The sequence below is a fragment of the Microseira sp. BLCC-F43 genome (assembly GCF_041929235.1).
Taxonomy (GTDB): Bacteria; Cyanobacteriota; Cyanobacteriia; order Cyanobacteriales; family Aerosakkonemataceae; genus Microseira.
In genome coordinates this window covers 1-10698 of record NZ_JBHFNP010000167.1, presented here as the reverse complement: position 1 = coordinate 10698, position 10698 = coordinate 1, and the positions used below count along the sequence as shown (strand labels likewise).

Sequence of the window (10698 nt, the reverse complement as noted above, 5' to 3'; positions counted from 1 at the left end):
CTGCTGGCGGCAAGGAGACAGGCGACCGAACAAACTAACCTGCGATTAGATGGGCAAGTCCCGTCTTCCAAAGGAAGATTTCCTCCAGTCAGAGTGGGTCGCCACAAAAGTTTTAATTCCTGATACTGAGACTCACCGATGTTGTACCTAAAAATAGGGAGATCCAGAAAGAGGTTGATAGCGTTGCGTGCACCCCCTCCCATGGACGGCATGGGGTGGCTTCAGTACTGCCACTCCGCAAACAGCGCACCAAAAATTCCACTGCTTGAAACAGGTGTAGCGAGAGATAATCCATGTCTGCCCGACCGAAAATCGGCAGCACAAAGGGGTTAGTTAGCTGACCGCCAAAATCTTGACAAAACCCCCTCAACCTAGACAATAGATGTGATAATATCGCATCATGTCTAGTTTAACTCCCCAAGAAGCCGCCGCTCTATTAGGTGTAACGGTCAAAACGCTACACCGATGCTAGCTTGATGGTAAGATTAAATCAACTCGGACTGCGGGAGGGCATCGTAGATATGACATTGCCGATTTAATTGGCAATAGATCGGGTAATGAATTAACTGTAGGTTATGCCAGAGTATCTAGTCATGACCAAAAAGAAGACCTGACTAGACAAATTTTAGTATTAGAAAGCTATTGTGCCCAGCATGGATGGGAATTTGAAATCATCCAAGATCTGGGCAGTGGTCTGAATTACAAAAAGAAAGGACAAGCTTAGGTTAATTAAACTAATTACCAGCTACCAAATAGAAAGATTAGTATTAACGCATAAAGATAGATTACTTAGATTCGGCTCGGATTTAATCTTTACTTTGTGTGAGAGTTTTGGCACCGAGGTAATAATTATCAATCGCTCTGATGATAGCACATTCGAGGAAGATTTAGCCGCAGACGTACTAGAGATAATTACAGTATTTTCAGCACGTCTTTACGGCAGCCGTAGTCATAAAAATAAAAAGATAGTAGAAGAACTGAGGGAGGTAGCTAAAAAGCTATGACTACTCTCACTTACTGCAAGGGTTTACCGACACCATTAGACGAGCTAACCCCATTAGGATTGACCAGCTTTGAGTTATTTCTAGGTGATGCAAGCGGCTCTTTCTTATGAAGCTACTATTGAGACAGTCAATCACTTATTAAAACTTGAGGGGAAGTTTGATAAGTCTAAATGGAATACTTATTTACAGCAAAAATATGGCATTAGCAAACGTCATGCAGGTGGGATGATCGCGCTGTCTAGCTCGAAAGTAGACTCAGCAAAGTCATGTAGAATCAATCACAGCAGCTATAATCTAAATTAAAATCAGCCAATGAATCGGTAGAAAAAGCGGAAAAAAAGATTAAAGTAGCTAGGAAGTTTTACGCTCATAAGAATTGGCATAACTCCCAAAGAGGATGTAACTTTCCTCTCTCAACTTCTCTTTTGACCAAGAAAACAAACTGGTATCATACTATATTTAATCTCCACCATAAAAAGAGATATATTCACAAGCTAAACCGACAAATAGCAGAGATAAAACAAGCAACAATTAAGGTTAAAGTACCAAGAGGTGAAGTGTTTATCGTCGGATATAAAGACGAAAGCAAAGCGAATCAAACTTGTCAGTGGGATGGCACCATAGTTAAATTCAGAGTTCCCTATTGCTTAGAGTATAAGTATGGTAAATATATCTGTTCAAAGCTGGGTAATTTTGAGATAAATATCAATCGATTACCGGATAATGGTGCTAAAACTTGGCATTTCTATCGCCAAGATAACCGCTGGGTGGTAGCCGTTCAATTTACTCCATCACCTGTCAACAAGAGATGTCGCCCTGTCGAATATGGCTGCATCGGAATTGATATGAATCCAGGTTCTATTGGTTGGGCGTATGTTGATTTTCAGGGCAATTTGAAGGCGTCTGGTTCTATCCCCCTTCAAACTGGATTACCAAAGGTCAAGCAAGAAGCGACTATCGTGGATGCTTGTATACAATTAGCAATTTTAGCTGCTACTCTTGCCTGTCCAATTGTCTGTGAATCCTTGGATTTTGCTGCTAAGACAACTCAATTAAGAGAAAAAGGAAGAAAGTATGCTCGAATGTTGTCTGGGTGGGCATATAGCCGTTTTTATCAACTTTTGAAGTCAATTCTATCTAATCGTGGGATTCAACTAATTAACATCAATCCAGCCTATACCAGCTTAATTGGGTATTTCTCAAACATGATTTGATAGAACTCCATCCCCATCTGCTGCTTGTTCTGGCTAAACACCTCCCAGCAGTCCGCCATTTTTCGCAGCATTTCCGGTGGCAAGGCTTCGTCGTAGCGTTGTATTGCTACTGCCATCGGCAAAATTACGTGGGAGTTGAAGAACTTGTAGAGGGCAGAGTTCGCGCCTTTCTGCAAATCTTCGCGATCGTACTCCTCCAGATACGGAATTGAAGGCAGCATCCACATCCACACCGGCCGCGCCTTGATCCAGTGCTGGGGTTGCAGTCCGATCCAGGCGAAAAACATACCGTAGTCTGCAACCGTATCGAACCCGTCCCCTTTTTCCGGGGGGACTCCCATAAGCGGTTCGCCCACCACGACCTGCGTTTCCGGTTGGAGTTCGTGGATCGCACAGTCGAACAACTCAAAAAAGAAGTCGCCAATGCTGTCGATTCCTTCTCCAAACAGATACACCTAAAGATTGCGGGAGCGTGGTAGCCCCGTCAATTCATTGCGGGGTGGAAGCGCGACACGGGCGGTTTTAACCGCAGTCAATATTAATCAAATTAAATTAATATTGGTACTCAGGTTAAAACCAGTAGTTTATAATTAAAATCAACCCAATAAGAGGTGATAGTAATTGGCTAAAAGCAAAAAGTCATCATTTATCACAGAAATTCCACTAATTGTAGATAGTAAACAGCAATCAGAACTATTGTCTCGGTTTCAAGCAGCGCGACAACTGTACAACGCCTGCTTGAAGGAAGCAATGACAAGAATGAGACTGGTGATAAAGTCAGAAGCATACCTGCAAGCCAAACAGATAAACAGAGATGCCAAGAAAAAAAGAAGCGACGAATTCAAAGCCGCTGCTTGGGCATATAGATATTCAGATTACGACATTCAGGGTTATGCAACAATTGTAAGTAATCGCTCAAAGTGGATAGCTCAACTCCTGGACTCGAATACCCAACAAGTTTTAGCCACCCGCGCTTTTAGCTACAGCCAAAAAGTAATGTTTGGGCGATCAAAAGATGTCCGCTATAAAGTGCCGCTCCGATTTAGAAGCGTTGAAGGTAAAACTAATAAACAAGGTATTAGATGGAAAGACGAGCGTTTAATCTGGGGTAAGTTAAACCTGACTCCTGATATTGCTCGCCAAAACCCTGTCATCCAACATGGCTTAAATCATCCGGTAAAATACATTCGCTTGCTGTGGCGAGAACTCAACGGTAAGCAGCGGTGGTATGTTCAGTTAATTAACGAGGGACTGCCGTATCGAAAAGAGAAAAACTACGTTTATGATGGAATTATTGGGCTAGACATTAATCTAACCACTATCGCTTTCGTAGGTGACAATAAAGCTGGATTGCTCCGTTTTGCAGATAAAGTCCCAACATACTCGCGGGAGCTTCAAGCACTACAGCGTCAGATGCAACGCTCTCAAAGGGCTAGCAATTTTTCAAACTATTCACCTGACTTCATCCGTCAGGTAGGACGTAAGCTGGTTGTTAAAAAAGGTAAGCCGAAACCGGGTAACCGCCAATGGAAAAAATCTAAAACATATCAAAAGTTGGCTCGGAAAAAGCGAGAAGTAGAACGACGCAAGATCGCTTATGCCAAGTCTCAAAACCGCAGAATTGTCAACGAGATTTTGAGGCATGGTAAGCACATTAAAACTGAAAGTATATCGGTGACCCCCAGGCAGAAACGCTACGGTAAAGCTATTTCTGCTAAGTCTCCCGGCTTTGTTCAATCCCAATTAGCTCGATCTTGCTGCAAGTGCTGGTGGGCAAAACATCTGCGTTTTCTACTCAGAAAACTGCCTGAGATCAAACTCATCTGAATGGGTGTCGGATTAAAAAATCCCTTTCCCAAAGAGTCCATTATGATGAGACAGGCATTATTATGCACCGAGATTTATTCAGTGCGTATCTGTGTAGATTCGTTAATGACGAAGATAACCTTCTATTGCATCTTGCTCAAAATGAGTGGGAAAGGTCGGAGCCTTACTTGATGCAGGCATGGAAGGAATTTCAAATAAACTGCGAACGAGTAGCCGCGTGGGAAAGTAGGCTGAGTCATTCATCCTCACCAGCAGTTCTGCATGAATCCAGAAACGGTTAGCCAGATAGCTGTTAATCAGCGAAAAGCTAACTCTAATTCCACAGCCTGATTCCTCGCCTATGCGAGAGCGAGGAGTGGCTCAATGTCGGGAAAAAGTTCCTGCGCGGCTATCAAGTGACGAATGCAAATGGAACCGTCGAGTTCGTTACAATCTACCCCGGTTGGTATCCAGGCAGAACTGTTCACATCCACTTCAAGATTCGCACCAATTCTGCCTCCCAACAAAGTTACGAATTCACGTCGCAGCTTTACTTCGACGATGCCCTCACCGATCGAATCGGTACCCAACGCCCCTATGCCGCAAAGGGACAGCACAGGGTGAAGAATGACCAAGATGGTATCTTTACTGGCGGTGGCGAGCAATTAATGCTTCAGCTCGCTAAAGAAGCAAAAGGCTATGTGGGTAGATTCAACATCGGACTTCAGATGGCTTGAAATATTAAATCAGACCAAATACGCTGCCATCACCCTCGTTTTTTAACCGCGTTCGCGAACGCGAGTGCGTGCGCGTCAGCGATCAGCGATTCGCCATAGCGAATTAGACACGAAGGAGACAAAGAAGAAGAAGAAGGATTTGGGATCAAATCGTCACTTCGGCGTCGCCGGAATCGATATCATATCGTTTCCGTTTGCATCTGAATGATTAAAACCGCTCCAGGCGCAGAGAACGCAGAGGAAGAAAAGAGAGAGATATATAATTCCGATGCCAACGGAATTGATATCACTCGTTTTTTGCTTGCTACTCCTTTCCCGCTAGAAGACTATCTATTTCTTCCTTCTTCCTTCTTACTTCGTGTCCTACTCTTCGAGAAGAAGCTACCCTTGTCTATCGCGTCTTCGTGGTTCATTCAATCCATCTTCTTGCTCGCAGCGAGTATCTGCTTTTTCAGGTCTTGCAAGCGTCGCCGCAATTGCTCTATGTTCGGAGACTCTCCTCCATAACGCCAGCGAACATAAGCTTGGGAAATTTCATCAATCCCATCGCCCCATTCTATGTCATGGTGCTGGCGCGAAGTTCTCGCGTACTCTAACGGCGTTTGAGACGGATGTTTCCTATACCCTTTTACTGCCAAAATGTCAAGCATTTGCCGATAAATACTTTCCATTGGCGGTAGCTTTTCTAACCCGCGTCGGTAGTGGCAGACACGCCATCTGTCCCAAGCGAACCAGAAGCAGAAAGCGAGGGCGATCGCCATCGCCAACCCGGTAAATAAACCGATCCAACCTTGAGCAAACAGTGCCAAAAAGTAGCCGATCGCTCTCATTATCCAAGTAATAGCACCACCCAATACATGGGAAAGAAAATTAGAAACCGGGGAGGGTAACCATCCAGCAACCCACTGCCAAAACTGTTTCAGGACGCTAAAAGTCTGGTCTTCTTCCACGGAAGGGGGAAACAAAGGATGACCGGGAATTGGATCGAAAGCAAACCAACCGTATTTGGGGAAATAAACCTCGGTTATCAAATAGGCATCGGTGTTGCGGACGACATAAAACCCGGTAAACGGATTAAATTCTCCCGACCCAAAACCGCCTACCAACCGCGCTGGAATGCCAATCGAGCGCAGCATAATAGTTAGAACGGTAGAAAAATGATCGGGATAGCCGCCGGTAATTTTTTCACCGGGAGGACTGTTTTTATAACCGAATAGAAAAGCTGCCACCAAGTCTTCGCCTTCGGCTAAAAATGGCGGGTCTTTCTGAAGTTTGTAATTGGGATGTTGCTTGAGGTATTGCGTCAGGTACAAGGCTTTTTCGTAAGCTGAAGTCAAGGGTTTGCTATCCTTAGCCACTTTATTTTTGTTGGCGAGGATTTCTTCGGTGAGTTTCCGGACTTTTTCCTGAATTTGGGGAGGAACTTGCAAATAGTATTGCTGGATAGTTTTGGGATACTTGGTGGAAGCTTTACCTAAACGAGTGCGATCGCGGAAAGGAACATTTGAGACAACCGAATAAGTTACACCTGCTGGCAAACCAACTTGCGGCGGACTTCGCAAACCACCTTCAGTATCAACTGCCACTTGCTGGGTGGGAAAGTAAAGTTCTTCCGCCTGTGCCATCGCCGGAATTAAGTTAGGCAAATCGGAGACAATTGTGTAGGACTGAATTACCTCTTTGGTGCGATTAGCCGTTGGCAGACTGGGGATATAAAACCGATAAGACCACCAGGGACGGTCAACCTTAAAAGTTTTGTCATTGCGAGAAATTTCCCACCCCTGTCCGGTGTAGCGATCGAACCCCAATACGCGCCAAAATCCCTCAGCTTGGGAACGTACCCGCATGACTACCGCTGGTTCGAGTTGTCCGCGCAGGTTCTGGTTAATTTTGGTATTGAAACCGTAGTAAAAAGTCGGGTCAAGTTCCCCAGGGCCATCTTCTACATTGCGTCCGCCGCTACCAGTTCCTCCCCGTTCGTTTTGATTGTTTCTGCCGCGATTGCGATAGCCTGGATTAACAACATTGCGACCGTCAAACGACCCAGTAAACTCGATGGGAGAACTTATGGGAAAGGTTCGTAATTGATAACCCGGTAAGCGGGGGAGAAAAGCAAAAATTGTTAATCCCAAAGCGAGGATGACGATGAAATTAACAATTAAAAATTTAAAATTAAAAAAGGGAGAATCTTTGGTTTTTAAGTTTTGATTTTTAATTTTTAAAGGTTTGAGTCCCAGGCGGGAACGGTAGTCCAGCACCAAAACTGGGAGAGCGAGGGCTAAAAACACCAGCAACAACGGCGCAAAAGCCATTGTCTGACTCACGGTAGCTGCCACACCCAACAAAATCAACCCGATGGCGATGGAATAACCCAAATCTTTGCGGCGGGGGAGGTCGAAACTGTGCAGCACTTGCAGGTGAATTAACAATCCAGCTAAAACCAACCGCGTATCGTTAAATTCCTCCCTCAGACGCCAGAGGAAATAAGCCAACGCGGCTAACATTCCCAGGGCGATGCCAAACTTGGTTGGGATATTGCGCTCGCGCCGCCGATACCAACTCCAAACCGCACCTACAATACTCAACGGTACGGCCCAAACGCTGACACTTTCTTCCGTACCAAAGGTTTCTCCCGCTACATCGGTCGCCACAATTCCGACGATGACCAGCGCTTGCACCAATAGGCGCAATAAAAGCGAGTTTTCGGGTTCTGGCTTTGGCATCGCGGCTCTTCGCTGCCGAATTTGGCTTAAAATCGCTATGCTTTTTGTCATTTGGGTAATGGGTAATGGGTAATTGCGAGCTTGCTAATTGCTAATTGGTAATTGGTTCTTTCCCATTACCCAATTGTAAAATGGCTATTTTGGTCATGGGTAATTGCTTCTTACCGATTACCGATTACCGATTACCGATTACCGATTACCAAAATGGCTAGCTTGTAGGACAAATGCCGAAAATCAGAGGATTCTCATTCAGGTGGGGACAGAGAACTTCTAACGGGTAAGTTTGGTTGAGTTCGAGGTCGGATAATTCGACGCTGATTTGACCCGCATCGGGGCGAGATGCGCTCGCGCAAGCTTGACCTACCTGCAATTTCAAGCTACCACCGCAGGGAAACCGCCCCTGCACGCGCAAACAAGCAAACAAGCGCCGCTCTACTTGATATTCTGCCCTCAGCACCAACTCGCCCACACCAGTCAGCCACTCGGACTCGACAATCGGCTGATGGGGCGACAAAGTTAAAGTCAGAGATCCGATCATCTGTCGAGCCGCGATTAATAACAGTACCATCTGCTCGGTAGGAGTGGCGGCTTCGTAACTGCTGGGAAAGTTAGCTGCGACTTGGGACTCTTGCACTACCAAACTTTCACAAGCGGCAGATGCCAGCACGACGGAGGCAAACTGGTGCAGGATCTGGGACTGACCGGGAAATAATCCCTCCACTGCACGCACTAACTTGATCGGCGAGGCAATGGAAGATTGCACGACTGCCTGACAGCACTCTAGCAGTTGGGCGAAAATATCTGGCGGGATGGGAACTGGCAGGCGTAACCTTTGTAGGTGAGTCGTCCAAAATTGGTTGGGAGACAAAGATTCTGGTTCGGCGTAGTCTGGTTCTGGGTCAGAAATTTCTGTCTCCCAGGGAAACAGGGGTGGATTGTCTTGCAGTTCCTTTTGTAATCGACGCTTTAGGAGCGCTTGAAAACGGTCTTGCAATGTAAAATTGTCCTTGCCGCTTTGAGATTGAGGATAAACAGCTGATTCACCGGGACTAGCAACAGTGGCGTTCAAAATTTCTGACTCCAGTTCGTCGAACTCATCTATTTCCCAGTCTTGTATTTCATCGCTCTCGCCAGAGGATAGAGACCGAGAACCCTCCCCACTTGCACCTACATCCATTGTTGAACGTTTGCCGGATGGTTCGGGAGCCTTATCCTTTTGTAATAGCCAGACGAGAAATCGTTCGGGGAAATCTTCTGTATCTCTATTCATGGGTCGATGCACCTGATCCGGACTCTGAAGAATTGCGAAGCACCCAGGCTGTTTCTAGCAGCTTAAACCACTGCTTGTGAACCTGGCTGACTTTCCAACCCAGGGACTTAGCGATCGCTTTATCGTCTAATCCCCTTTGTTTCATCTGTAGCAAACCCAGTTGCTCCTGACTCAATTGAGCCTGAAACCCTTGCCATTGCTGGGGCGTCAACCCGAGGTTGCGCTCTAAATCTGCTCCCAACCACTCGTGAACCAATTCCCACCCGTGCAACAGCGCGAATCGCATCAAATGATACTTAAACCGCTGTTGCAAATAATCTCGCTGACGCGGGGTTAAATCGAGAATCTGCTCGATTTCATCGGCAGAAAGGTTTTGCAAGCGGAGGATAAAGTAATCGGCACAATCTCGTTGCTGGCGCTGCTCTAAGTATGCTATCAACTCGCGAATCACAGACTGACGCAGCATCATATCCGCGTTATCTGGATCTGTTGCCACCATCATCTCTCGCACCCGCGCCAGCAACCTTTCATCCCAGGTAGTTTCTGATTCCGACGACCGACTTTCTGCCGCTTGTTCCAAATCCACCGACATTTCCCTGGGGTGCTGTTGCACAAAGGTTTGCACCCGCAGGACAATCAGTTGCTGACTTTTTTGACTCGATAAGTGAACCCGTCGCTTCGCGTAACGTTCTGTAAATGCTAAGTACTCAGCCAACTCCAAAAGCGTGTGGGGACGATAAGTGGCACCCAGGAGCGCTTCTTTACGAAATACTTTGAGCGCTTCTAGATAAAATCCCTGAAGAAAATCTTCTATCAAAGTCAACCGCGCTTGATAGCTCAACCCTATGCCTGCGGGACTCATGTAGCGGTAAATAATCGCACTCAAGGTACTATGTAATTCTACTCGTCCGGCAGCCGACCCCAGTCTGTAATAGTTAAGACACTGCTGGAGACGATGGCGCGCCATTCGATGCGCCCAAGCTGCCAAATCGCCGGATGCTTGGATGTGTCTGCTTTCATTGCAGACGCGGACAATTTCTGCTGTTAAACGGAAAGCGACATCCCGGCAATTTTGCTTGGAAGCACGGGTTGACTGCTGGAATTCGTTAAACAGCAGTTGGAATATAGCTTCCACTCGCTGCTCATTTCTCTTAGGTTAACGACTGGTTAGCTTGGTTTAAGCTTACCGATTTAAAGGCGAAGCATTATCTAAGTTCGTAGTAGCGCTGTCTTCGCCACTATCAGCAAATGTTCCGCTTCTTATTTCTTCACCCGTTGCACGCAAGCTCCGGATATTTAACCAAAAAAGAAGAGCAAACAGCGAGGCAACTTTTATTTAACCAACCGCCATAGAGGCGCAGCAGCACCAGAACCAGCCGGAAAATAAATTTCAGGCTGTAGTAGCACGGGATTATACAATCTTTGGCTAGAAATCCAAACTTATCTACGCCGTGCTACTACAAAACCTGTTAAAACAGGTTGAAAATCAGGGGCACGGCATTATACAATTTTTGGCTAGAAATCCAAACTTATCTAGGCCGTGCTACTACAAAACCTGTTAAAATAGGTTGAAAATCAGTAGGTGCGGGTAATACCTGCCCAGTCAAAGAACCGGAGGGATATTCCAGTCAGTTTTAACTGAATTTAGCTAAAAGCTGCGAAATTTATGACGCGCAAGTTCCCGGTTTCTAGGAAAAATCGTTGGTTTGGGAACCACAGATCGACGGTCGAAACCGGGTTTCTGGCAACGCCCTGGCGTAAGTGCTGTAAAAGCTGCGAAATTTATTTCTGGACTTTCCATTCCTCAATAACGAATTTGCAGGGTAACGGTAGCTTCGACTCGCTGTTCGCCGCCAATCGCGGGGGTGGAAGCTGGTACTCCCACGGAAGCTGCCCTAAATTCAGCTACAGGTGAGGGTGGTGGGGGTGCAAAAGCATTGTTAA

7 protein-coding genes and 1 pseudogene are annotated in these 10698 nt (G+C 46.1%); 4 read left to right on the top strand and 4 right to left on the bottom strand.

The window, feature by feature from the left end; genetic code table 11:
- Positions 1-397: 397 nt before the first annotated feature.
- Both ACE1CM_RS23260 and ACE1CM_RS23255 read left to right on the top strand, forming a co-directional pair.
- Positions 398-1004, top strand: a pseudogene (locus ACE1CM_RS23260) (IS607 family transposase).
- Between the two features lie 425 nt (positions 1005-1429).
- On the top strand, positions 1430-2218 hold the full coding sequence (locus tag ACE1CM_RS23255; RefSeq protein WP_374880808.1) for a hypothetical protein: 789 nt from the start codon (positions 1430-1432) through the stop codon (positions 2216-2218).
- Here ACE1CM_RS23255 and ACE1CM_RS23250 read toward each other — a convergent pair.
- Entirely contained in the window at positions 2179-2673 is a 495-nt protein-coding gene (locus ACE1CM_RS23250; RefSeq protein ID WP_374880807.1) for a hypothetical protein, read from the bottom strand. The genes ACE1CM_RS23255 and ACE1CM_RS23250 overlap by 40 nt on opposite strands.
- 166 nt (positions 2674-2839) lie before the next feature.
- Here ACE1CM_RS23250 and ACE1CM_RS23245 point away from each other — a divergent pair, with 166 nt between their 5' ends.
- Both ACE1CM_RS23245 and ACE1CM_RS23240 read left to right on the top strand, forming a co-directional pair.
- On the top strand, positions 2840-4045 hold the full coding sequence (locus ACE1CM_RS23245) for an RNA-guided endonuclease TnpB family protein (RefSeq protein ID WP_374880805.1): 1206 nt from the start codon (positions 2840-2842) through the stop codon (positions 4043-4045).
- A 395-nt stretch (positions 4046-4440) separates the two neighbouring features.
- Positions 4441-4761: a hypothetical protein gene (locus tag ACE1CM_RS23240; protein WP_374880804.1), complete on the top strand. Its 321-nt coding sequence runs from the start codon at positions 4441-4443 to the stop codon at positions 4759-4761.
- Positions 4762-5174: 413 nt separating this feature from the next.
- Here ACE1CM_RS23240 and ACE1CM_RS23235 read toward each other — a convergent pair whose 3' ends face one another.
- The 3 genes from ACE1CM_RS23235 to hetZ all read right to left on the bottom strand — a co-directional run bounded on the left by ACE1CM_RS23235 (position 5175) and on the right by hetZ (position 9889).
- On the bottom strand, positions 5175-7535 hold the full coding sequence (locus ACE1CM_RS23235) for a DUF3488 and DUF4129 domain-containing transglutaminase family protein (protein WP_374880802.1): 2361 nt from the start codon (positions 7533-7535) through the stop codon (positions 5175-5177).
- A gap of 157 nt (positions 7536-7692) precedes the next feature.
- Positions 7693-8754: a hypothetical protein gene (locus ACE1CM_RS23230; RefSeq protein ID WP_374880800.1), complete on the bottom strand. Its 1062-nt coding sequence runs from the start codon at positions 8752-8754 to the stop codon at positions 7693-7695.
- Positions 8747-9889 carry a heterocyst differentiation protein HetZ gene (gene hetZ, locus ACE1CM_RS23225; protein ID WP_374880798.1) on the bottom strand — a complete coding sequence of 381 codons (1143 nt, stop codon included), beginning with the start codon at positions 9887-9889 and terminating at the stop codon, positions 8747-8749. Before hetZ ends, ACE1CM_RS23230 begins: the two co-directional genes overlap by 8 nt.
- Positions 9890-10698 lie beyond the last annotated feature (809 nt).